Below are 1320 nucleotides of genomic sequence, written 5' to 3'. Positions count from 1 at the left end.
TTTATCTTTGATGCGTAACTTGAGTGTTTTCATGGTTTTATTGTGGCTCAGTCACTTTAGTAGTCAAGCAGAATTTAGTATTATTTATGCCTTACATCCACGCCCTAGAAAGACGTGGTTTTACGGCACTTTTTGATAAATCTGGGTATCTGTTTGCGGTATCGCTAGCGCTCATGAGCTATATATTGAATGCGCTTAATAAGTGACAGTGACTTTATCACTATAAAGAAAAGTGCGTATCAAACGCAACTCAACGATATCACCCATGTCTTTGGTAAATTTACCAAACGGCGCCGCTTGTCTGACCGATTGTTTGGCGGCTTCATCTAGGATGGTTGAGTTTGAGCTTTCAAGCAGACGAATCGCTTTTATACTACCATCACTACTGATAATAACCATCAGACGTACTTCACCATTGATTTTTTGCGCCCGCGCTTGCGCGGGGAAATGCAGGTTGCCCACACGCTCGATATGCTCGCGAAAGGTATTGATATAGTCCGCAGCACCGCGCGTGGTCGAATTACTATCGACGGTCACGACTTTTGATTTGGTGGCATAGACTTGCTGACGCTGAGACAATTGCGCTTCAAGCGTGGCGATTTGTTTGCGCAGTCGCTCTTCTTGCGACATCGTATCATCTTGTGCTTGTTTGCTATCGTTATCCGACTCGACGCTCGCTTGGCGCCAGCTTAACGTAGTACGCAGATAGCTTTCTTGGTAGCGCTGCTGACGCACTTGACGCTGTAGATTAATCACATCTTGCGTTTCACTTATTTGTTCAGCTGGCAATGAGCTAATCTGATCATTCTCTTGCCTTAGCTGCTCTTCTATCGTACCGCCGCCCTGTTGTGAGGCATTAGCAATAAACTGTGCATCTTCATTCGGCTGCATATTGTCGGTTAGTGCCTTCGCTACGTCTTGTACCATCGAGGCAGGATCTTTTCCTATCGAAAAGCTGATACCGAAAATTATCAGCACGTGTACTGCTACAGCGATGACGACAGCCACAGGCAAGCTAAAATTACGCTTAGGTGCTTGCGCCGAAAAATGATAACTTTGCGAGTCTTTAATATAGGCCACAGTGGGTCTCAGCTAATAGATATGAGCTTATAAGTAAAAAGGCTGCAGCTAATAAGCGTTATGATAATATGCATGATGGCGCTATCATAGCATGACATATATTTATGTCGCTAGCATAACTGTATACGGTAAGATTCAACACGCCCTAGTTATAGAGGATGATTTTGCCCGCCTCGTTTTTGATAGGCTCTGTTTTAATAGTGTGTTGATATAACTTATTGATAAATGATATAATGACTC

At 43.6% G+C, this 1320-nt stretch carries 1 protein-coding gene; it reads right to left on the bottom strand.

Annotation, left to right across the window (positions count from 1 at the left end):
* Positions 1 to 195 precede the first annotated feature (195 nt).
* The gene (locus tag EI162_RS14195) at positions 196 to 1080 is read right to left on the bottom strand and encodes an energy transducer TonB (RefSeq protein ID WP_192524945.1); all 885 of its coding nucleotides are present in this window, start codon (positions 1078 to 1080) and stop codon (positions 196 to 198) included.
* Positions 1081 to 1320 lie beyond the last annotated feature (240 nt).

Source organism: Psychrobacter sp. FME6 (assembly GCF_014861365.1).
Classification (GTDB): domain Bacteria; phylum Pseudomonadota; class Gammaproteobacteria; order Pseudomonadales; family Moraxellaceae; genus Psychrobacter.
Note: the sequence above shows the minus strand (reverse complement) of the source record. Positions and strands in the feature narration are given on the sequence as shown.